The following is a 19,718-nucleotide window of genomic DNA, read 5'->3' on the forward strand; positions in this document are numbered from 1 at the left end:
ATGGAATATTTATGATGACAGCAGACTCTTATCACCTCAGCAATGTGGCAATCAAGCGAGTTACCGAACAATTTTTTAGTATGCAGTTGGTGAAACTGCTGCCAGAAGGTCAGAACAATCTTTCGCCAGTTGGCGTGGAGGTTGATGCTCAGGTTGAAATGAGCGTTAACAGCTGGTTCATCGATGGGCCAGAGGGGCGCGTATTGATTGATACTGCAATGGGGGATGGCAAAGATCGCTCTTTCAGCCCGCTGTTCAATCAACGGAATTCTCCATGGATGGATAATTTAAAACGCACTGTTATTGGGCCAGACGATATTGATTATGTCTTGCACCCCCATTTACATACTGACCTTGTCGGTAGGAATACCGTATGGAATGGTAAACAGTGGGTCCCTGCTTTTATCCATGCAACTTGGGTATGTCCACAAGTTGTGCTCGACTTTGTTATGTCACAGCAGAGTATTGCGAGGGAAGTGGTGTTCGGTGACAGTATCGCGCCAATCATTGAGTGCGGGCCTGTTGTGACTCTGCCAAATACAGCCACGATATTTTTTTTAGGAATAACGTTCTATCCGACGCCCGGCCACAGCATTGGTCACATGAGTATTGTGCTAGAAAGTGAAGCGGAAACATCCATCTTCTGTGGCGACATAATGCACACACCACTACAGGTTGAGCATAACACTTTGAGTTCAGTATTTGGCCGCGATTGTGTGCTGGCTAATTAATCTCGAAATTGGCTACTAGATTTAGCCAACACTCATCGCGCAGCGGTGTTTACAAGTCACTTCAATAAGAGTTCCGTAGGCTACGTCACGGAAAAAAATGACCATTTTAGCTTGAAGTTTGAACGGTAATTAATGATGAATACAACAATAAAAATGCACAGTAACTCGCGAATGAGCCAAGTTGTCATCCATAACGGCACGATTTATCTTTCCGGTAAAACAGCACGAAATGAGGGAGATATTCACCAGCAAACGATGGAGATATTGCAAAGTATTGATAATCTGCTGGCTGAAGCACAAAGCAGCAAGAGCCATTTACTCTCTGCACAGATTTGGCTTAAAAATATGCATGATTTCGATGCGATGAATGAAATTTGGGAGGCTTGGTTGAAAGATGTAATACCACCAGTCAGGGCATGTACACAATCGGCCTTTGCCAAACCCCATTATCTCATCGAAATTCAGGTAGTTGCAGCGAAGGTTTGAAGCGTAAGAGCATGTAGGTCCTGGACCCCAGTGGTAATAGAGGGGCGAGGCCAATAATTAAAAAAACGACGTTAAGAAAAAGGTCATTATTTATAGATTTAAAGGCCTTAACTTTCGGTTCAGAATATCTTTTGGTTTGATCTCTTCCCTTTGTTCAGTCCCAGTATAAAGTGGAGTTTCCGGCTTTTCTTTCTCTCAGTAAATGAGGTCATCCGGCATGAAAAAGATACGTTATACGGAAGAACAGGTAGCTTTTGCGCTGAAACAGGCAGAAATCGGCATCCGGGTGGAGGAAGTCTGCAGAAAGATGGGGATATCTGAGGCGACTTTTTACAACTGGAAGAAGAAATTCGGCGGCATGGGGGGACTGAATTACGCCGTCTAAGGCTGGTGGAGGAAGAGAATCACCGCCTGAAACGTCTGGTGGCTGATTTGAGCCTGGACAAGGAAATGCTGCAGGATGTCATCCGAAAAAAGTTCTGAGGCCGGTGCAGAAGCGTGAGGCCGTGGAATATCTGCTTGCAGCGTACCGTGTCGGGGGTCGCCGGGGATGCGAACTGATGATGCAGAACCGTACGGTTTACCACTACCTCAGTTGCCGTGACGACCGGGCACTGACGCAGCGAATAAGGGCAATTGCAGAGACCCGGATACGCTATGGCTGTGAGCGTATTCATATCCTCCTTCGCCGTGAGGGCTGGCGGGTTAACCATAAGAAAACCCACCGAATTTACTGCCCGGAAGGACTGAATTTACGGTCAAAACGTCCCCGCAGGCATGTCACCGGCAGGCACAGGAAATCACGGCCGCAAGTGGTTGCTGCTGAACAGTGCCGGAGCATGGATTTCGTTGCTGATAATCTGTTCAACGGACGCCGGATCAGGGTGCTGACTGTAGTGGATAATTTTAGTCGTGAATGTCTGGTGGTCGAGGTCGGTAAGGGGCTACGGGGTGATGATGTGGTTGCCGTAATGGAGCGTTTAAAGCAGTCCTCAGGGCGTATCCCGCAAAGGCTGCAGACGGATAACGGCAGCGAGTTTATCTCAAAACCGATGGACAGATGGGCCTGTGAAAACGGAGTCATCATGGACTTCTCCCGTCCGGGAAAACCCACAGATAATGCACTTGCCGAATCTTTTAATGGCAGCCTGAGGGATGAATGACTGAACGTTCACTGGTTCCTGTCGCCTGAGGATGCCCGGGAAAAATCGAACAGTGGCGACAAGAATATAATCATTACCGGCCGCATTCATAATTAAATAACCTGACTCCGGCGGAATTTGCCCGAAGTCATCAAAAAGGTCAGATTCTCTGATTTAGCCTGGCAGGGATATTGGGAGGAGATCAGTGGTGCGTTGTGGATGCCCCGGGATTACATTCGTAAAGTTGACACTATGAGCCGACCGAAGCAACTATGAAAATCGTTGGCTGGGGTGTTAAGGCTAAGGTGATATTTGATTTAATCAACCTAAATGAGCACTCGCATTAGCGTTTATTCAACCGGCAGTAACGCCAGGACTTCCAGGCCAGCACTGGCGGTTGAATCAATGTCGTGAGGGCGACTCCACATAGCAGAGACAGGCCTCCCCCTAAAATATATGCCTTAGTTGAAAAACACAGTAAAAAGACAAACGCTACTGCACAACCTGAAGCTATCCAGAGCAGCACACTGAATTTGTTCTTCAGGTCCACGACCGCCTCACCAAGACTTCCGCCATAGCTTTCAACGTTGTTTTTAATTTTTCTCAGATCAACGTCAGTAAAACCCGAGCTCAGCAACTCTGCTTCACTAACTTCCATAATCCTGCACCTTTCATCCTGAAAATATGCCGTTATTGTGCCGTAATTATACATCTGCATGCCAGCAGGGCGACAAAAGGATACTCTTTATCAGGCCTTCGTTCTTCAGTCATCCAGCTTGCAACTGATTCATAGCATCAGCTTAGAGCATGAAGCGGACATCTAAGAATTAAGGAAAAGTACAACATCTTCATGTAACCAATTTGGCTGAAATAACCTAATTACCGACCCGAAGGCCGGTAGTGGTTAACCCTGATAAAAGTTTACCATGCGTAGGCTTCAGGTGCTTCCCCGCCCGGTCCCGGCCAGATGGTATCCAGCCTTTTGAGCGTATCATCTGAAAGAGACAGCGTCAGGGCATTGAGATTCTGACGGAGCTGTTCAGCTGTACGCGGGCCACTGAGCACGGCGCTAACTACCGGGTTCTGCAGTAGCCAGGCCAGCGCGACGTCTGATGGTGTTTCCCCCAGCTCATCACACAGTGTTTCCCAGGCCTGCAGTTGCGACCGCAGGCGGTTGATTTGCGCCTGCAGTTGCGGTGTTGCCCGACGGCCACCCGCAATTTTCTTCAGAACTCCACCCAGCATCCCCATTCCGACCGGGCTCCAAGGGATCAGGCCAATGCCGTAATGACGCAGCGCCGGAATGACTTCCAGCTCAACCGTGCGCTGGGTCAGGTTATACAGACTCTGCTCAGAGGCCAGCCCCAGAAGATTGCGCGCGCCAGCCTTGCACTGTGCAGTGGCAATATCCCAGCTGGCAAAGTTACTGCTGCCCACGTAGCTGACTTTACCCTCACGGATTAACTGCTCCATAGCCTGCCAAATCTCCTCCCAGGGGGTGTTTCGGTCGATATGGTGCATCTGGTAGAGATCAATATGGTCCGTTTTCAGTCTTCTCAGGCTGGCCTCACAGGCCCGGCGGATATGGTAGGCGGACAGGTACTTGTCGTTCGGACCCGTGTCCATCGGCTGGTACACTTTTGTGGCCAGCACTATCCGGTCACGCTGGCCGCTGCGTGCCAGCCAGTTACCGATGATTTCTTCGGATGTCCCGTACCCTTTTGCCATATCCGGTGACTGCGGCCCGCCATAGACGTCAGCGGTATCGAAAAAGTTGACACCCGCATCCATGGCTTCATCCATGATCCTGAAGCTGGTTGGCTCATCGGTCAGCTCACCGAAATTCATGGTACCGAGACCGATGCGGCTTACCCGCAGGCCGGTACGACCCAGATGTTGGTAGTTCATGTCAGATGCTCCTTATCATTAAGCCAGGGTGGTGTTATCCATGACAAACCGGTAATGCACATCGCCTATGAGCATGCGCTCATAGGCGTCGTTAATCTGATCGGCGCGGATAAGCTCAATGTCGGCGACAATGCCATGTTCAGCGCAGAAATCGAGCATCTCCTGCGTTTCAGGAATGCCGCCAATCATCGACCCGGCAATCGACCTGCGCTTCATGATGAGGTTGAACACTTCCGGTGAGTCATGCGGCGTGGCCGGCGCACCCACCAGGGTCATCGTGCCATCGCGTTTCAGTAGCGCGGTGAACACGTCGAGGTTATGCGGCGCAGCAACGGTGTTGAGGATAAAATCGAAGCTCTTTACATGGGCTTCCATTTCACTGGCGTGACGGGAGACCACCACCTCATCTGCACCAAGCGCCCTGGCGGCATCACGTTTGGACTCAGATGTGGTAAAGGCCACGACATGCGCGCCCATGGCGTGCGCAAGCTTGATCCCCATATGCCCCAGTCCGCCAATACCGACCACCCCGACCTTCTTGCCGGGGCCCGCCTGCCAGTGACGCAGCGGTGAGTACGTGGTGATACCCGCGCACAGCAGCGGTGCCACGGCGGCCAGTTGCGCTTCCGGGTGAGTGACGCGCAGGACATAGCGTTCATGCACCACAATCTGCTGCGAATATCCGCCCAGCGTGTGGCCAGGCGCGTCCGGCGTCGGGAAATTGTATGTCCCTGTCATATGGTCGCAGTAGTTCTCCAGCCCGTCGTCACAGTCACCGCAGTGCCGGCAGCTGTCGACAATGCAGCCGACCCCCACCAGATCCCCTGCACAAAAACCGGAGACGTGATCGCCAACGGCCACTACACGACCGACAATTTCATGTCCCGGTACGCAGGGATAGAGCGTTCCAGCCCATTCAGCGCGTACCTGGTGGATATCCGAATGGCAGACTCCGCAGTACGCGATATCAATTTGCACATCATGGGCACCGGGGACACGACGGGTGATATCCATCGGCTCCAGCGGCAGTGTGCCCGCATGGGCACCATAAGCTTTAACTGTCATGGCATTACTCCTGGGTTTATGAATGGTCTGCGGCAGAAGTGTCTGCGCGCGAGGTCAGAAAGATCAGTACGGTTGCGATAATCAGCATCGCGGCGCTGGCCAGGAAGGTGCTCTGGTAGCCGTGATGGTCGAAAAGCAGGCCGCCCACCGTCGAACCGAGAGCAATGGACAGCTGCACCATCGCTACCATCAGTCCGCCGCCCGCTTCGGCGTTCTGCGGGAAGGTACGCGGAACCCATGCCCACCATCCCACCGGTGCGGCAGTGGAAATCAGCCCCCACAGCCCGAGCAGTGCGGTCACGATAGCCACCTGACTGCCGAAGGCAATCAGTGCCATCGCGGTGATGGCCATCAGCACCGGGATAGCCATCAGGGTTGGGTAGAACCCGCGTTTCAGCACCCGGGCAATCAGGGTGGTGCCGATAAAACCTGCGACACCGATAACCAGCAGGACCAGGGTCACCGTTGCGGCATCCACTCGTGTCACCGTCTCAAGGAAAGGCCGAATGTAGGTAAAGAGCGTGAATTGCCCCATAAAGAAGATCCCCACACCCATCATGCCCAGCCTGACCACCCGACGACGAAACAGCGTGAATACGTTGCGGGAAGCCGCCACCTCACGGGTGACCGGCATGGAAGGCAGGCTGAGCAATTGCCAGATAAACGCGATGATGGCGACCGGCACCAGGCAGAAGAAGGCCCCCTGCCAGCCAACCATCGATCCGAGCCAACTGCCCAGAGGGGCAGCCACGACGGTAGCCAGGGCATTGCCACTGTTGAAAATAGCCAGCGCCAGTGGAACACGATGCACCGGGACCAGACGCATTGCCGTCGCGGCCGACATCGACCAGAACCCGCCAACCACGATACCAATCAGGGCTCTGCCCGCCATATAGGTCAGGTAATTGGGTGCCATTGCAATAACAGCACCGGAAATCGCCATAATACAGGTCAGGCCGAGCAGCAGCGTTTTCCGGTTAAGCGTGCCTGCCAACACGGAAATAAACAGGCTGGTTACCACTGCAAATGCCCCGGAAATAGCGATGCCCTGTCCGGTCATACCTTCGGTGACATGCAGGGTCTGCGCCATCGGTGTCAGCAGGCTGACTGGCATAAATTCAGAAGCGATCAGGGCGAAGACGCACAGCGTCATGGCAAAGACGCCACTCCAATGCGCGGGATGTTTCCCGCTTTCGGGGATTTTTTTCTGTTCTCGTCTGTCTTATTACTCATTCAGGGATTTCTTTTTAGTAGATAACATGAAGTCTGCGCCCGGGAGCCTTCATCGCTGCAGTAAGAGCTGAAACGGCATACTGGGACGGGACTGTGATAACAGGGATAATCGCGGTGCGGAAGGTGCTGCGGGTCAGTTGGCGACCCTGATTTGCACCGCAAGAGGTCCGTGGCGTTGCAGGACAGGCAGTCCGGAATCCACTTTCCCTAACGGGATCAGTGAACGGGCGTAAGCTCTGCCCTCGGCAAAAACAGCCAGGTTACCCCAGGGCGCGTAGTAAGTGATATCTCCGGCTTCTGGCGTCATGCCGTCCGGTGCCTGTGCCGTAGAAAGTCTGCGCGGCAAGTCGCTTATACGCTCAATAACGTCATAGTCTTCCAGCGTCAGGCTGAGGGGAAGCAAAGACGCAAAGTCCCGGCCTGTCGGGGTGTCAAAGAGGGTGGCGATGGCGGTTTCTCCCTCCACAATGATCTCTATTTTCATAAGCGTCTCCTGCGCCACTCCCCGATCGTTGTCACCCGCCATAGCGGACTGCGTGAGGTAAAGCAGGCCGGCAAGGAGCAGTAGCAGTGACGTTCTGCGGTAAGCGTTTTGCATAAGGGTTAGCGTTGACTTTTTCATCGCATTATTGTTACCAATATGCAGCGGGTTAACTAGCTAATGAATACTTAATGACCTTATAAGTTAATTTTATAAATAGATCGGAAACGAACATGGCCAGACGCAATCTCAACGACTTACTCTCTTTCATCACCGTGGCACGGGAAGGCAGTTTTACACGCGCTGCTGCGCAGCTTGGGGTGACCCAACCTGCACTGAGCCAGGCGATTTCCGGACTGGAAGAAAAGATGCAAATCCGCTTGTTGACCCGGACCACGCGCAGCGTGTCGGTGACTGCCGCCGGGGAGCGTCTGCTGCAGTCGGTGGGCCATCGTATTGATGAGATTGAAGCCGAACTGGACATGTTGACGGCATTGCGTGATAAGCCTGCGGGGACCGTCCGTATTACCTGTGGACCCAATGTCCTGAAGACCACGCTACTGCCAAAGCTGACACCACTATTACGCGAATATCCGGATATTCAGATTGAGTTTGACGCCAACCACGGGTTTAGGGATATCGTTGCTGATCGGTTTGATGCCGGTGTGAGGCTCGGAGACACCATCGACAAGGACATGATAGCCGTACCCATTGGCCCGAAACTGCGCATGGCGGCTGCAGCTTCTCCTGAGTATTTTGCCCGGTGTGCAGCCCCTCAGACGCCACGCGATCTTATGCAACACTGCTGTATTAATGAGCGAATGGTTCAATCGGGGAAAATTTACGCCTGGGAGTTTGAGCAGGAAAACGGCAAATTTCATGTTCGGGTTGAAGGGCAACTGACGTTTAACACATCGGAACACGTTGTTGACGCAGCTCTTGCCGGACTGGGAATTGCCTTTTTACCTGAAGAGGAGTTCGGTACCTGTCTGCGGGAAGGAAAACTAATCCGGGTGCTTGAAGATTGGTGCAGGCCTTTTCCCGGTTACTATCTTTATTACCCCAGCCGTAAACAGCCTTCCCCGGCGTTTTCACTGGTTGTGGATGCGTTGCGTATTAACCGGAAAATTTAACGCTGAATTATCGGGCCAATATTTCAGGAACGAACGTAAACGTCCGCTCCCGGCACCATGCGGACGATTTACACACATTCCCACTACAGTTAAGGGCGCGGAATGCTAAGTTCATAAACGACGCATGGCTCATCGTAATGCTGTTCTATTGCCTTATAGGTCATGCCTAAGCGTTGCATCACTCGCTGAGAGGGGATATTTTCGGGGTCGGCAACAGCCACTAAATAATCTGCGCCTATGTGCTCTGCCGCATAATCAATAATCGCTTCAGCCGCTTCGGTTGCATAGCCTTTGCCATTATGTTCCGGAATAAGCCGCCAACCAATCTCCAGGGGGGCACCTTCAACGTTTGCCAGGTATTGGAGACAGGCTGCTCCAACAACAACTCCGGAGGCTTTTTCTTTGATAGCCCACCATGAAAATCCATATTTATGCCATCGGGACTGAACACGTCTTATATTTTCCCTGGTCTCTTCTGGCGTTTTAACAATACCCTTGTTGATATACCGCATTACTTCGGAATCGTTATCCATCACCCTTAAGCCTTCATAGTGTGAGTCATTATAGGGTTCCAGCTTTAAACGCGTAGTCTCTAAATTCATCTGACAATCCTTTTACATGGAAACAATACGTTCGGTTAATTTCTCCACATAAAACAACATAGCACGATATCAGCAGTATACGCTTCTGGCACATAACCCCACATCATACCCACTAAAACTCCATCACTTCTGTTCCATATGGTATAATTAAAAAACCAAATGGAGGGTTCGCTATGACTATGAAAGTGTTTTCGCCTTCGGTGGCCCGGGTTCCGCCGGCTGACCTGTGGAGCGTCGTCGGGCTGGAGGTACAGGATGGGATCGCGCTGATGGGCAGAATCAGCGAGGGTCTGGAAGGGGATATCGCCAGGCGTTTTTCTGACTGGACCAATATTCCGGCCAGTGAACTGCGTAAAATGTCGGGTATCCCTAATACTACCTTTAACCGCAGCATTAAGGCCCGGTTTACCGCCGATCAGAGCGAGCGAATTATCCGTGTAATCCGGGTGCTGGCGCGGGCCATTGAACTGTTTGAAGGGGACAAGGAAGCCGCTAACCAATGGCTGAATGAAAAAAACCGTGCCCTTAACTGGCAGAAGCCTGCGGATGTTCTGTCGTCAGAGACCGGGGCGCTGGAGGTGATGCGACTGATTACGCGGATTGAGCACGGCGTTTATTCATGATCCTCTACCGGCTCACCAAAACCCGCTATTTGTCATCTGCCTGGTCCGGGCAGGGGGCGAAAGAAGCCGGTGGCCGTTGGAACAGTGTCGGCACTGCGATGGTTTATCTGTCGGAGACGGCGTCACTGACCATGCTGGAAACGCTGGTGCATCTGAATGCCCCCCAATTACTCGGATCCTTTACTCTGCTGAGTATTGAGGTGCCGGATAATCAGATAATGATATTTGATCAGGATATGCTGCCGGAGGACTGGGCTGCCGAAGATGCCCCGGCTACTCTGGCGCAATACGGCGACGACTGGGCAGCGGGCGCTCAGTCGGTGGCGCTGCGTATCCCCAGCGCACTTTCCCCGGTCGAATTTAACTTTCTGTTCAATCCACTTCATCCGGCAGTGGCTGGTCTGATGCCCACTGTGCGGGCCATCCCGTTTAGTTTTGATTCCCGCCTGAAATAGTCCGTTTTACGGCTGGTAAGCCGCAGCCTGGCATCAATAAACCGTTAACCGAAAGAGGGGAGTTTTAGAGCCGTGGCCTCTCTGTCGGTTAACGGCAGAAAAGCCACAATAACAGCGGCAGACCCGGCATTGCGGGCTGCCAGTTTAATCAGACGGAAGGGATTAATCCGCCATCGACGCGGATAACGCTGCCGGTGATATAGCCCGCCGGTTCTCCGGCAAGGAAGGCGGCAGTCGCACCATATTCCACCGGGTCGCCGTAACGTCCGGCTGGAATGGTTTTGCGGCTCTGTTCAGCCACCTGTTCGGCGGTGGTATTTTCACGTCCCGCTTTCAGTGCATCCAGCTGGCCGACACGGTCGGTGGCGATACGCCCCGGAACCATCACGTTTACCGTGACCCCTTTTGCAGCCACTTCACTGGCGAGGGTTTTTGACCAGCCAAGCAGGCTCATGCGCAAGGCATTAGACAGCGCCAGGTTAGGAATCGGGGCAATCACCCCGGAGGAGGTGCTGGTGATAATGCGTCCCCAGCCCTGTTCCAGCATGGCCGGTAACACCTTATCTGTCAGTTGAATCAGTGAACCCACCATCAGCGAAAACTGGCTTTGCCAGACGGCGGCATCGGTTCCGGTGGCGCGGGCCGGTGGTGGCCCACCGGAGTTATTGACCAGAATATCAATATTGCCCCACTGCTGGCGGATACTCTCCAGAGTCTGGTCAAAATCCTGTGGTGCCGCCAGGTCCAGAATCCAGGCCTGTGCGGTGCCACCCTGTGCCGTGATCAGGCTGACAGTCTCTGCCAGTTTATCGGCATTGCGACCGGTGACGGCCACCCTGACACCTTCCTGTGCCAGCGAAAGGGCGATTGCCCGGCCCAGACCGCTGCCTGCACCACAAACCAGTGCGACACGCTGTGCTATTTTTAAGTCCATAACTTCTCCTGATTGTATTTTCAGGATCAGTATGTGCAAAATTGATGCCGGTTATGCGTCCGGTTTTGAAAAACTGACCTGGTCAAACGCAAACTGCAGATGTTTACGCATCAGTTCGGCGGCCAGTTGCGGCTTATGATCGCGCAGCGCATCAAGGATCGCGACATGCTCTTCACACCACTCTTTTACGCGACGTTTATTATGGTAGCTGCCAAATTCCAGCAGGCGGCGTAAACGGTTTTGCTGTTGAATCGCCTGTAATACAAACAGGTTACCGCTGGCTTCCGCCAGAATTTCATGGAAAGAAGCGTCAGTTTCAAAGATTTCTTTGGCCGGGACCCGGGTAATATCGTCGTGACCGATCAGCCGCAGATGCTGAGCCCTCAGGCGTTTCAGTTGCTGGCGGTCAATTCTCAGCCGTGGTGACAGCAGGGCCGCCGGTTCAATCATCAGCCGGAATCCGTAGCTGTTCTGTAATGCCACATCGGAATTTATGGTCTGCAAAAATCGCCAGCCATGCCCCGCATTACGGGCTATCAGCCCGTCTTCGGAAAGCATTACCAGTGCCCGCGATAATACCCCGCGATCAACATCATAGCGCTGGCTGATTTCGGTCTGGGTAAAGGATTCCGGTAGCACTCCGGCAATCCGGTCTCTGACCAGCCGTTCATACAATTCCTGATCATTATTTTTGGTCTGCTCAATGGTCAGACGCTGCAGTTCTTCGATGCTTTTCAGCAGGAAAAACCCCTGATTTGGCCGCGCTTCCACGGCCCCCAGACGGGTCAGCTCCTTCAGTCCCGCCCGGACCGGGCTGCGTGAAACACCCAGCGCATCTGCGAGATGTTGTTCACGCAAATGGTGACCTGGATCGAATCTTGCATCATATATCAGGTCAAGGATTTGCCGGGCTATCCGGCGACTACTGGCAGTTGAGTCAGTCAGTGTCATGGAGCATGTTCCCTGGAGTGTATTATTGTCGGCTCAATATACAATAATAACTCACCAGGTTGCAGCTAAATAAGCGGTTCTGATGCACGTATTTTGTGCACCATGCACCACAGGAAAGCATTTTGTTATCTCTTTAATTGTATTTTTAGTGTCAGAAAATCCAATTTAATCACCAGGAGACAAGCATGAACAAATTATCTTTGCGCAAATGGGTAGCCGGCAATCTGTTACTGGCCCTGGCGATTGGGCCACTGGCCGCCGTTGCCGCTGACCAGAGTGTCACCCCGGGGCAGTTAACCTATGGTACAGCCGCCACCTTTATGCCGTTTGAGTTTGTTAAAAACGGCCAGCTGACCGGGTTTGATATTGACCTGATCACCGCGCTGAGCAAAAAAATTGGTCTGACCCCTGCGCCTCAGCAGATGTCTTTCCAGGGGCTGATTCCGGCGTTGCAGGGTAAACGTCTGGATATGATTAACTCGGCCATGTATGTCAATCCGACGCGTGCCGCTCAGGTCGATTTTATTCCTTACCTGAAAATCGGCAGCCGCGTGGTGGTGCGTAAAGGCAACCCATCCGGCATTACCGGTCGTGATCTCTCGCTGTGCGGCAAAAATATCGCCGTCACTCTGGGCGGTATCGAAGAGAGCGAAGCCCGTGAGAATAACACCCAGTGTCTGGCCGCGAAAAAAGCCGCGATCAATGTGATGACCTTCCCTGCAGCGACAGACTCCGCAGTGGCAGTAGCGCAGGGCCGTGCCGATGCAGAATTTCTGTCTACCCCGGGAACCGTTGCGCTGTTCAGCGAAAAACCCGGCGTGTTTGAGGCCACCGGACCTGAGTTTGAAAACAATACCCAAATCGCTTTTGCCATCCGTAAAGGCGACAACCACACCCGTCAGTTGCTGGAAAAGGGGCTGAAAGAGGTGGTGCAGGACGGGACTTACCACAAGCTGATTGCTAAATGGAACTTCCCGGGCTCCGTCTCCATTTTCTAAACCGAACCCGCACTCCAGGAGAATACTATGTCGATTGATCTGATGTGGCAGTACTTCATCTCACCTGAGTTTTTCAGAGGTGCATGGATGACGCTGTTAATCACCCTTTGTTCACTGCTGTGCGGTGTGGTTATGGGGCTGGTTCTGGCATTGCTGCAGGAAGCTCCGTTTCGTCCCGGAAAATGGCTGGCCTTCTTCTATCTGTGGCTGTTTCGCGGCACTCCGGTGCTGTTTCAGATTATTTTTGTCTATAACGTCCTGCCAGGTTTCGGCATCCGTTTTTCCGCCTTTACCTGCGCGGTGCTGGCGCTTTCTCTGAATGAAGGCGCCTATATGGCGGAAATCCTGCGTTCCGGATTGCAGGCAGTGAAAAGTGGCCAGCGCACTGCCGGTATGGCGCTGGGCATGAACAGCGCACAAATCATGCGCAAGATTGTGCTGCCACAGGCGGCCAGAATTGTGCTGCCACCAATGGGTAACCAGATGATCAGCATGCTGAAATCGAGCGCGCTGGTGTCGGTGATTGCCGTACAGGACCTGCTGCTGGTGGCAAACCAGGCGGCCAGTGCCAGCTTCCGTTACTTTGAGGCGCTGTGTGCCGCAGGCATCTACTACCTCGTTCTGACCTCATTTTTCATGCTGTTCCAGTCGTGGCTGGAAAGCGTACTGGACCCGAAACTCCGTCGTAAAAAAACAAAAAGCTGCGCTTAGTGCCGCCAGGCCTGAACAGTGACACCCGGGAGGTGCTATGAAACACCCCGATAAACCCCTGCTGGAAATGATCGGCATCGATAAAACCTTTGGCCGCCAGAAAGTGCTGAAAAACTGCTCCCTGACGGTGGAACGTGGCGACACGGTGGTGCTGATTGGCCCTTCCGGCTCCGGAAAATCGACCCTGCTGCGTTGCGTAAATCTGCTGGCCCCGGCCGACAGTGGTGATGTGTTTTTTGGTAACCAGAACATCAGCCGTGGCGAAATTCCGGCCGATAAACTGCGCCAGCGTATCGGAATGGTGTTTCAGAACTACGAACTGTTCTCCCATCTGACCGCTGCAGAAAACATCATGCTGGCACCGATGACGGTGCTGGGAGTGAACCGGATTGACGCCCGCAAGCAGGCAGAAAATTTGCTGGCGAAGGTGCGGATTAATGAACGCGCTGACCATTTTCCGGATGAACTCTCCGGCGGCCAGCAGCAGCGTGTCGCTATTGCCCGGGCGCTGGCGATGAAACCCGAACTGATGTTGTACGACGAACCCACCTCGGCACTGGACCCGGAAATGATCCGTGAAGTGCTGGATGTGATGGCTGAACTGAGCGCTGAAGGGATGACCAGTATGGTGGTGACCCATGAGATGGGCTTCGCCCGCAGTGCGGCAAATCAGATTCTGTTTATGGAGGAGGGGGAAATTATCGAACGGGCCAATACCCGCGACTTCTTCTCTGGTCAGGTCAGTGATCGCGCCAAACGCTTTCTCGACCAGATTTTACATTAAGAACGGAGCAACTATGAGTACTTATCAGGCTGACAGTGGACGGATGAAACAGGATTTAGCGGCGCTGGTCGCCATTAATACCGAAAATCCGCCGGGTCATGAACGTGAAGCGGCAGAGTGTGTGGCTGGCTGGTTGCGGCAGGCGGGATTCGATCTCTCCTTCAGTGAATATGCGCCGGGCCGGACCAACGTGATCGCGGTACTGAAAAATGGCCCTGGCCCCTGTTTTGCCTTTAATACCCACCTGGACACGGTACCGGCCGGAGAAGGCTGGAGCACCGATCCTTTCATCCTGACCGAAACCGATGGCCGGCTGTATGGTCGCGGTTCCTGTGATGCCAAAGGGCCATTAGTGGCCATGGTCGAAGCCCTGCGAATGCTGGCCGCTGCCCCGCAAACATGGTCCGGAACCCTGATGGGGGTATTTACCGCCGATGAAGAAGCCGCCAGTGAAGGGGCGAAATTCTATGTGAAAGATGCGCCGCCCGCGATCGACTTTGCGGTGATCGGTGAACCCACCTCGAATGCGACCTTTTCGGCGCATAAAGGCAGCCTGCGTCCGAAAGTACGGGTCAACGGGGTGACTGCCCATTCAGGAACACCTGAACTGGGTGTGAATGCGGTGTATCAGGCCGGACAGCTGTTGCAGATGATTGAACAGAGCCACCATCAGGAGGTGCGTTGCCGCTGTCATGCCCTGGTCGGTAATGCCAGCATGACGGTAACCCGTATTCACGGCGGACATGCCGACAACGTGATCCCTGAGAGTTGTGAGCTGATGATTGATCGGCGGATGGTGCCGGGAGAAGACGAAGCCGTGGTACGTCAGGAAATCCAACAGTTACTCGACCAGGCCCGTGAGCAAAAAGGCATCGAGGCGGAGATTATCGGCTGGCAGCCCACCACCGGTGGCGCGACCGAAACTGACAGTCAGGAAGCGATTGTTCAACACAGTCTGGCGGCCTGCCAGAAACATGGCAACACAGATCCTGGTCCGTACGGCTTCCAGGGCGGTTGTGACTTAGTGCACTTCCGTTCACTGGGTGCCAAAGGCGTGGTGATTGGCCCGGGGGCTCTGGCAGTGGCACATAAACCGGATGAATTTGTCCCGGTCGATGAGTTTATCGCCGCCGCTTATATCTACCTGGATGTGGCGCTGGCGATGCTGCCTGCGGGGAACGCATCGTGAAAATCCGCTTATGGCGCGGCGAATTGCACTATTCCGGCGTCACGCTCTATACCGCCTCTTCCGGGCCGGTCAGCGGGCTGGACACCCTGTGGCTGACCCTGGAAGACCAGGGGCAGTGCGGGTTGGGGGAAGTGCGCCTGAATATCAGTTATCTGCACGGTTACACCGCTGAACAGGTGATCACTAACCTGCTGCCGGTACTGTCTGACTGGCAGACTTTGCCAGTTGGTCAGGAATTGCTGAGTGCGATTCACGGTCCGGAAAGCCCGCTGCTGGCGCCTGGACGGATGCTGCTGGATATGGCGGTCCACGATTTCCTGGCCCGCAGCCAACAGCAAACCCTGGCTGAGTTTCTGGGCGGAACCGCCGGTAACGCGGAATTCAGCACTAACCAGACCCTGTTCTGGGGCAGTGAACAACAACTGTTAACTCAGGCGCATCAGTACGTCAGTCGTGGATTTACTCAGTTAAAACTGCGGGTCGGTATCAGCGATTTTGACACCGATCTGGCGCGTTTAACCCTGCTGCGTGACACCTTCGGTCAGCAGATTTCACTGGCGGTGGATGTGAATGGTCAGTGGACATTGCCGCAGGCCCGGCAGGCGTTTGCCAGGCTGCAACCACTGCAACTCAGCTATATCGAACAACCGTTAGCGGCCAGTCAGGACGCTGAACTGCCCGCGCTTCAGGAGTATGGCATTCCGGTGATGCTCGACGAAAGTCTGAACAGCGAAGCGGCGCTGCAACGGCTGATGGCGGCAGAAGGCCGGTTATGGGGCCATCTGAAGCTGGTCAAACTGGGGGGGATCGCCCCGCTGGTGTCTGCGGCAAGGCAGCTTAAGGCCGCAGGGGTGCCGTTTATGATTGGCCAGATGAACGAGGGGCATGCAGCCACCGCCGCGGCATTGCAGCTCTGTTATCTGCTGCAACCTGCCTTTGCCGAACTCTATGGTGCTGACGGATTAACCGACGATCCCGCCAGCGGATTAACTTATCAACAGGGTCGTATCCGGGCCTCTGACATCCCCGGGCTGGGGGTGCGCTTCGATATGACAACAGCAACCTTACTTCAGGAGTTTAGTGATGCAAAAACCCGGTAATGTGATTCAGGGCAGCGAATCTGCGTTTCAGGCTGAGGAGTATCAGCAACGTATTCGCCTTACCCGTGAGCGGCTCAGCAAGGCCGGTGTTGAGGTGATGATTGTCACCGGGCCGGAAAACATCTTCTGGCTCACCGGTCAGCAGACTCCGGGCTATTACACCTTTCAGGCGTTAATTCTGCCGGTGGAAGGGGATCCGGTATTTGTAATTCGCCAGCTGGAGTATTTCAACTTTATTGCCAACACCTTTATCAGCGATGCCGCGGTATATCAGGATGGTGATAATCCGGTGGAATTTCTGGTGGAAAAAATCCGTCAGTGCGGCTGGATAAACAAACGTATCGGGCTGGATAAGCGTGGCTGGTTCTTACCGGTCGCGGTTTACGAAGCTCTGCAAAGTCAGTTGGGTGAGATTGCGGATACTGCCGGGGTGATTGAACCGCTGCGGGCGGTGAAATCGGCCGCAGAAATCGAAAAAAATTTCGCAGGCTGCCCGCTATGTGGATGAGGGGATGCGGGCCGGTATCCGCGCGATTCGTCAGGGCGCCGACGAAAACGCAGTGGTGTCGGCGATGATGGGCGGCGCGATTGCGGCCGGTTCGGAATATGTTGGCATGGAGCCGCTGATGTCCAGTGGTCCACGCAGCGGCATTCCTCACGGTACCTGGCGGCGTCGGGTATTGCAGGATAACGACCCGGTATTCCTTGAAATGGCAGCATCCCATGACCGCTACCACGCAGCCTTAATGCGTTCTGCCTGGATCGGCAAACCTCCGGCGATTGCCATTGAAATGGAAAAGGTCTGCCAGGAAGCCTTGCAGGCGGCACTGGATGCGATTCGCCCCGGAGCCACCTGTGCCGATCCGCATAACGCCTGTCAGCGGGTGATCGACCGTGCGGGTTTCACCGATAACTTCAAAAAACGTACCGGTTACTCCATCGGGGTGTCGTTTGCGCCTGACTGGGGCGAAGGCGGCATCCTGAGCCTGTACAGCGGCATTACCACAGAACTGCAACCGGGTATGACTTTCCATATTCCGCCTGCGCTGCGTATTTATGGCGAATTTACCGTCGGGGTGAGTGAAACCGTGGTGGTCACCGATAACGGTTATCGTCAGCTTGGCAGCCTCTCCCGTCCATTAACTTTATTGTAAGGCACAGAAATGAAAGATATTAACGAAAGTCGCGAACGCCTGAAGGGCATTTTCAACATCACGGTGACTCCGTTCACCCCGCAGGGCGAACCTGACTTTAACGCCCTGTGCGAAAACATTGAGCGGGTGATCGGGCTGGGGTATGACGGCATCCTGATCGGTGGCACTTACGGCGAGTTTCCGGTGATGTCGCTGGCAGAGCGGCGCGAACTGTTTGTCCGCGTGATGGAATGTGTGCAGGACCGTATCCCGGTCATGCTGTGCAGTGCCAGTTCCGATCCGCGCGATGCCCGTGACCTGACAGTTCTGGCCGGTGAACTGGGCGGGCTGCCGATGGTGACTGCGCCTTACGTCAGCGAAATTACCGATGATCAGATTATCAACTACTTCCGTGAAATGGCGCCGCTGTCGGTCACCGGTATCCTGGTGTATAACGCGCCGGGTATCGGGATTACGCTTTCTCCGGCGTTGCTGGAGAAACTGGCCGATATCCCGGGTGTGGTGGGCATAAAACAGGGTGATTTAAACCCGACCGCAATCGATCAGATTGCTAACCGTCTGAAAGGGCGTCTGCGCCTGTTCTGTGCCTCGGACCTGGCATTTACCGGTCCGATGATGGCCGGATTCGACGGCATCAGCACCACTAACAGCGGCGCGTTACCGGAATTAATTCTGGCGACTTACCGTGCGCTGGAGCAGGGCGATGCGGCCACCGCCCGCGACCTGCATCAGTTATGGTTCGATTACCGCCAACTGGCACGTCAGCATGGTCAGCCCCAGCTGGTGAAAGCGGCGATGGCCCTGCGTGGCTTTAATGGCGGTACGGTCAGGGCTCCTCTGCAGCCGGTATCTGCACAGGCTGTCGAGGCACTGACCGGAGTGATGAAAGCTCTGGCCAGTGATCCACGCAGCGGGGTTACCCTTGCCGGTTAACCGCAGCCTGTAAAAAGGCGATAAACAGCGGGTGCGGGGCGTCCGGCCGGGACAGTAATTCCGGGTGACCCTGCACCCCCTGCCAGAAGGGCGCCAATGCCAGGGCAATGCCTTCGATAATATCGCCACTGGCTGCGGTGATGGTGGCACCAGCCACAGTCAGCGGGCCAGTCAGTGCAGGGTTAAACCGGTAGCGATGGTTGTAATGCATCGGATAACTCTCGTCAGCAGTGCTGAACGGAAAAATACCGCAGCGATGCCTGCCATCGTCAAAGCGGATAAAACTGTGCAGCGCAGCCTCAGGGTCGACCTCCGCCAGTATGGCCTGCCGGCAATCGTCGGACTGGCGGACCAGTGCGGTGGCCATGCTCTGCATGCCGAGGCACAGTCCGAGCACCGGCAGCGAAGTGTTCAGGGTCGCCTCTGCAATGCGAATCTGCCCGATAACGGCGGCCATCGATGAACCGCCCGGCAGAATGATGCCGGACAACGGAGCTAATTCGCTGAGCTCAGACGACAAAATCTCCGGCGGAACAAAGCGGATATCCGGGGACAGGCCCAGAGCATCTGCGGCGTCACCCAATGCGGCAAGTGTCGCCGGATAGGCCTGACGGTGGTCTTTTTCATGGCCGGCAATGGCGATGGTCAGCGCTGATTCCGCCACTGCGCTCGCAGGCTTTGCATCGTAGCGGCCATAGCGGTCGGCGGATGCTGAGCAATGCAGAGGCGATTGCGCGCCGTCCAGGCTCAGCTCACCCTGGCGGTAACGGCTATATAGCCGGGGACCGGGCAATGAAGCAATGAGCGCCTCCTGCGAGGCGGCCAGCACAATCACGGCATCCCGGTCCGGCAGTTGTGCGATATCGGTGACTTCCTGCTGCAAGGTGTTGCTGCGGTACAGACCACTGGTCACGCAATACCCGGCCGAAATCACATGCTGATGGCTGTCGGCAAACGGCTGTTCAAACTCCGGGCGCAGGCTCCACAGCGGCAGGTTTAACTGGTTAGCCCACAGGCTGGCAGTGACGCCAAAGCAGGCCGGGAACGGTGAGTCATCGAGTATGAAGAACGGTAACACGGCATCTATCCTGCTGTAGTTTTGGGA

At 54.5% G+C, this 19,718-nt stretch carries 20 protein-coding genes and 3 pseudogenes; 14 read left to right on the forward strand and 9 right to left on the reverse strand.

The window, feature by feature from the left end; genetic code table 11:
* Nucleotides 1-11: 11 nt before the first annotated feature.
* The 4 genes and pseudogenes from HA49_RS00680 to HA49_RS22025 all read left to right on the forward strand — a co-directional run.
* Nucleotides 12-731, forward strand: coding sequence for an MBL fold metallo-hydrolase (locus HA49_RS00680; RefSeq protein WP_038017182.1), 720 nt, complete (start codon nucleotides 12-14; stop codon nucleotides 729-731).
* Nucleotides 732-863: 132 nt separating this feature from the next.
* The gene (locus tag HA49_RS00685; RefSeq protein ID WP_072055900.1) at nucleotides 864-1,217 is read left to right on the forward strand and encodes a RidA family protein; all 354 of its coding nucleotides are present in this window, start codon (nucleotides 864-866) and stop codon (nucleotides 1,215-1,217) included.
* Between the two features lie 217 nt (nucleotides 1,218-1,434).
* Nucleotides 1,435-2,472 (forward strand): annotated as a pseudogene (locus HA49_RS00695) (IS3 family transposase).
* Nucleotides 2,473-2,575: 103 nt separating this feature from the next.
* A pseudogene (locus HA49_RS22025) lies at nucleotides 2,576-2,706 on the forward strand (DUF4225 domain-containing protein); the annotation flags it as partial.
* Here the strand turns inward: HA49_RS22025 and HA49_RS00700 are convergent.
* The 5 genes from HA49_RS00700 to HA49_RS00720 all read right to left on the reverse strand — a co-directional run bounded on the left by HA49_RS00700 (nucleotide 2,703) and on the right by HA49_RS00720 (nucleotide 7,049).
* Nucleotides 2,703-3,017, reverse strand: a complete 315-nt coding sequence (locus HA49_RS00700) for a hypothetical protein (protein WP_038017186.1) — start codon at nucleotides 3,015-3,017, stop codon at nucleotides 2,703-2,705. The pseudogene HA49_RS22025 and the gene HA49_RS00700 overlap by 4 nt on opposite strands.
* Before the next feature lie 263 nt (nucleotides 3,018-3,280).
* Complete coding sequence (locus HA49_RS00705) at nucleotides 3,281-4,267, reverse strand: aldo/keto reductase (protein ID WP_038017188.1); 987 nt, start codon at nucleotides 4,265-4,267, stop codon at nucleotides 3,281-3,283.
* Nucleotides 4,268-4,285: 18 nt separating this feature from the next.
* Entirely contained in the window at nucleotides 4,286-5,332 is a 1,047-nt protein-coding gene (locus tag HA49_RS00710; protein ID WP_038017190.1) for an NAD(P)-dependent alcohol dehydrogenase, read from the reverse strand.
* 16 nt (nucleotides 5,333-5,348) lie between these two features.
* Nucleotides 5,349-6,485: an MFS transporter gene (locus HA49_RS00715; RefSeq protein WP_038017381.1), complete on the reverse strand. Its 1,137-nt coding sequence runs from the start codon at nucleotides 6,483-6,485 to the stop codon at nucleotides 5,349-5,351.
* Between the two features lie 213 nt (nucleotides 6,486-6,698).
* Nucleotides 6,699-7,049, reverse strand: coding sequence for a cyclophilin-like fold protein (locus HA49_RS00720; protein WP_084706342.1), 351 nt, complete (start codon nucleotides 7,047-7,049; stop codon nucleotides 6,699-6,701).
* 230 nt (nucleotides 7,050-7,279) lie between these two features.
* Here HA49_RS00720 and HA49_RS00725 point away from each other — a divergent pair, with 230 nt between their 5' ends.
* Nucleotides 7,280-8,179, forward strand: coding sequence for a LysR family transcriptional regulator (locus HA49_RS00725; protein WP_038017192.1), 900 nt, complete (start codon nucleotides 7,280-7,282; stop codon nucleotides 8,177-8,179).
* A gap of 89 nt (nucleotides 8,180-8,268) precedes the next feature.
* Here the strand turns inward: HA49_RS00725 and HA49_RS00730 are convergent, their stop codons facing one another.
* The gene (locus HA49_RS00730) at nucleotides 8,269-8,781 is read right to left on the reverse strand and encodes a GNAT family N-acetyltransferase (protein ID WP_038017194.1); all 513 of its coding nucleotides are present in this window, start codon (nucleotides 8,779-8,781) and stop codon (nucleotides 8,269-8,271) included.
* A 179-nt stretch (nucleotides 8,782-8,960) separates the two neighbouring features.
* Here HA49_RS00730 and parS point away from each other — a divergent pair, with 179 nt between their 5' ends.
* Complete coding sequence (parS, locus tag HA49_RS00735) at nucleotides 8,961-9,404, forward strand: type II RES/Xre toxin-antitoxin system antitoxin (RefSeq protein WP_038017387.1); 444 nt, start codon at nucleotides 8,961-8,963, stop codon at nucleotides 9,402-9,404.
* On the forward strand, nucleotides 9,401-9,859 hold the full coding sequence (locus HA49_RS00740) for an RES family NAD+ phosphorylase (RefSeq protein ID WP_038017196.1): 459 nt from the start codon (nucleotides 9,401-9,403) through the stop codon (nucleotides 9,857-9,859). The genes parS and HA49_RS00740 overlap by 4 nt, the downstream gene beginning before the upstream one ends.
* A gap of 148 nt (nucleotides 9,860-10,007) precedes the next feature.
* On the opposite strand, the gene HA49_RS00745 is transcribed toward HA49_RS00740, so the two are convergent.
* Entirely contained in the window at nucleotides 10,008-10,793 is a 786-nt protein-coding gene (locus HA49_RS00745; protein ID WP_038017198.1) for an SDR family oxidoreductase, read from the reverse strand.
* Nucleotides 10,794-10,844: 51 nt separating this feature from the next.
* The gene (locus HA49_RS00750; protein WP_038017199.1) at nucleotides 10,845-11,744 is read right to left on the reverse strand and encodes a GntR family transcriptional regulator; all 900 of its coding nucleotides are present in this window, start codon (nucleotides 11,742-11,744) and stop codon (nucleotides 10,845-10,847) included.
* Between the two features lie 185 nt (nucleotides 11,745-11,929).
* Between HA49_RS00750 and HA49_RS00755 the strand changes: the two genes are divergently transcribed.
* From HA49_RS00755 to HA49_RS00785, 7 genes and pseudogenes are all read left to right on the forward strand, one after another.
* The gene (locus HA49_RS00755) at nucleotides 11,930-12,742 is read left to right on the forward strand and encodes an ABC transporter substrate-binding protein (RefSeq protein ID WP_038017202.1); all 813 of its coding nucleotides are present in this window, start codon (nucleotides 11,930-11,932) and stop codon (nucleotides 12,740-12,742) included.
* Nucleotides 12,743-12,769: 27 nt separating this feature from the next.
* The gene (locus tag HA49_RS00760; RefSeq protein ID WP_038017204.1) at nucleotides 12,770-13,453 is read left to right on the forward strand and encodes an amino acid ABC transporter permease; all 684 of its coding nucleotides are present in this window, start codon (nucleotides 12,770-12,772) and stop codon (nucleotides 13,451-13,453) included.
* 37 nt (nucleotides 13,454-13,490) lie between these two features.
* A complete protein-coding gene (locus HA49_RS00765) occupies nucleotides 13,491-14,237 on the forward strand; it encodes an amino acid ABC transporter ATP-binding protein (protein WP_038017205.1) in 747 nt (248 codons plus the stop codon).
* 13 nt (nucleotides 14,238-14,250) lie between these two features.
* A complete protein-coding gene (locus HA49_RS00770) occupies nucleotides 14,251-15,426 on the forward strand; it encodes a M20 family metallopeptidase (RefSeq protein WP_038017207.1) in 1,176 nt (391 codons plus the stop codon).
* Nucleotides 15,423-16,526 carry a mandelate racemase/muconate lactonizing enzyme family protein gene (locus HA49_RS00775; protein ID WP_038017209.1) on the forward strand — a complete coding sequence of 368 codons (1,104 nt, stop codon included), beginning with the start codon at nucleotides 15,423-15,425 and terminating at the stop codon, nucleotides 16,524-16,526. Before HA49_RS00770 ends, HA49_RS00775 begins: the two co-directional genes overlap by 4 nt.
* Nucleotides 16,510-17,680, forward strand: a pseudogene (locus HA49_RS21995) (M24 family metallopeptidase). The gene HA49_RS00775 and the pseudogene HA49_RS21995 overlap by 17 nt, the downstream one beginning before the upstream one ends.
* Before the next feature lie 9 nt (nucleotides 17,681-17,689).
* Complete coding sequence (locus tag HA49_RS00785) at nucleotides 17,690-18,613, forward strand: dihydrodipicolinate synthase family protein (RefSeq protein ID WP_038017212.1); 924 nt, start codon at nucleotides 17,690-17,692, stop codon at nucleotides 18,611-18,613.
* Here the strand turns inward: HA49_RS00785 and HA49_RS00790 are convergent.
* A complete protein-coding gene (locus HA49_RS00790; RefSeq protein WP_038017215.1) occupies nucleotides 18,597-19,691 on the reverse strand; it encodes a glutamine amidotransferase-related protein in 1,095 nt (364 codons plus the stop codon). The two genes, HA49_RS00785 and HA49_RS00790, sit on opposite strands and share 17 nt — an antisense overlap.
* Nucleotides 19,692-19,718 lie beyond the last annotated feature (27 nt).

The sequence above is a fragment of the Tatumella morbirosei genome (genome assembly GCF_000757425.2).
Taxonomy (GTDB): domain Bacteria; phylum Pseudomonadota; class Gammaproteobacteria; order Enterobacterales; family Enterobacteriaceae; genus Tatumella; species Tatumella morbirosei.

What these genes read in the sequence shown, in the direction of transcription:
- HA49_RS00680 (WP_038017182.1), top strand. Translation starts at nt 12, where the DNA reads ATGATGACAGCAGACTCTTATCACCTCAGCAATGTGGCAATCAAGCGA.
- HA49_RS00685 (WP_072055900.1), top strand. Translation starts at nt 864, where the DNA reads ATGATGAATACAACAATAAAAATGCACAGTAACTCGCGAATGAGCCAA.
- HA49_RS00700 (WP_038017186.1), bottom strand. Translation starts at nt 3,017, where the DNA reads ATGGAAGTTAGTGAAGCAGAGTTGCTGAGCTCGGGTTTTACTGACGTT.
- HA49_RS00705 (WP_038017188.1), bottom strand. Translation starts at nt 4,267, where the DNA reads ATGAACTACCAACATCTGGGTCGTACCGGCCTGCGGGTAAGCCGCATC.
- HA49_RS00710 (WP_038017190.1), bottom strand. Translation starts at nt 5,332, where the DNA reads ATGACAGTTAAAGCTTATGGTGCCCATGCGGGCACACTGCCGCTGGAG.
- HA49_RS00715 (WP_038017381.1), bottom strand. Translation starts at nt 6,485, where the DNA reads ATGACGCTGTGCGTCTTCGCCCTGATCGCTTCTGAATTTATGCCAGTC.
- HA49_RS00720 (WP_084706342.1), bottom strand. Translation starts at nt 7,049, where the DNA reads ATGAAAATAGAGATCATTGTGGAGGGAGAAACCGCCATCGCCACCCTC.
- HA49_RS00725 (WP_038017192.1), top strand. Translation starts at nt 7,280, where the DNA reads ATGGCCAGACGCAATCTCAACGACTTACTCTCTTTCATCACCGTGGCA.
- HA49_RS00730 (WP_038017194.1), bottom strand. Translation starts at nt 8,781, where the DNA reads ATGAATTTAGAGACTACGCGTTTAAAGCTGGAACCCTATAATGACTCA.
- parS (WP_038017387.1), top strand. Translation starts at nt 8,961, where the DNA reads ATGAAAGTGTTTTCGCCTTCGGTGGCCCGGGTTCCGCCGGCTGACCTG.
- HA49_RS00740 (WP_038017196.1), top strand. Translation starts at nt 9,401, where the DNA reads ATGATCCTCTACCGGCTCACCAAAACCCGCTATTTGTCATCTGCCTGG.
- HA49_RS00745 (WP_038017198.1), bottom strand. Translation starts at nt 10,793, where the DNA reads ATGGACTTAAAAATAGCACAGCGTGTCGCACTGGTTTGTGGTGCAGGC.
- HA49_RS00750 (WP_038017199.1), bottom strand. Translation starts at nt 11,744, where the DNA reads ATGACACTGACTGACTCAACTGCCAGTAGTCGCCGGATAGCCCGGCAA.
- HA49_RS00755 (WP_038017202.1), top strand. Translation starts at nt 11,930, where the DNA reads ATGAACAAATTATCTTTGCGCAAATGGGTAGCCGGCAATCTGTTACTG.
- HA49_RS00760 (WP_038017204.1), top strand. Translation starts at nt 12,770, where the DNA reads ATGTCGATTGATCTGATGTGGCAGTACTTCATCTCACCTGAGTTTTTC.
- HA49_RS00765 (WP_038017205.1), top strand. Translation starts at nt 13,491, where the DNA reads ATGAAACACCCCGATAAACCCCTGCTGGAAATGATCGGCATCGATAAA.
- HA49_RS00770 (WP_038017207.1), top strand. Translation starts at nt 14,251, where the DNA reads ATGAGTACTTATCAGGCTGACAGTGGACGGATGAAACAGGATTTAGCG.
- HA49_RS00785 (WP_038017212.1), top strand. Translation starts at nt 17,690, where the DNA reads ATGAAAGATATTAACGAAAGTCGCGAACGCCTGAAGGGCATTTTCAAC.